Source organism: Neisseria sp. P0009.S007 (genome assembly GCF_051962515.1).
This window is the reverse complement of sequence record NZ_JBQCVF010001058.1, coordinates 1-282: the sequence shown is the minus strand read 5'-3', so window position 1 is coordinate 282 and position 282 is coordinate 1. Positions and strand designations below refer to the sequence as shown.

Annotated in this window: 1 protein-coding gene; it reads right to left on the bottom strand. The window is 44.7% G+C overall.

Translation table 11 applies throughout. The annotated features are described in order from the left end of the window. Positions 1 to 219: ClpX C4-type zinc finger protein (locus ACTHS3_RS17740; protein ID WP_440368735.1), on the bottom strand; the 219-nt coding region annotated here is incomplete at its 3' end. Positions 220 to 282 lie beyond the last annotated feature (63 nt).

Sequence of the window (282 nt, the reverse complement as noted above, 5' to 3'; positions counted from 1 at the left end):
GGCAACGATTTCGGCCGGGGTAGGCAGTTTTTTCTCGGCGTTTTCTTCTTTCGCTTTGACAAGCTCGTTTTCAATTTCGCCGGATTCGTTGTCTTGCAGCATTATGCCGCAAGTTTCTACACATTCGTTGCAGATAAAGGCGTGTTCGCCTTCGATCAGATTTTTAACGTCGTTTTCGGACTTCCCGCAGAATGAACAGGTACGTTTTTGTTCAGACATAATTATTTCTTCGTATTGTTGTATTGAGGCTGTGTTGTAAAGGGGGAACAGATATTTCGGGCG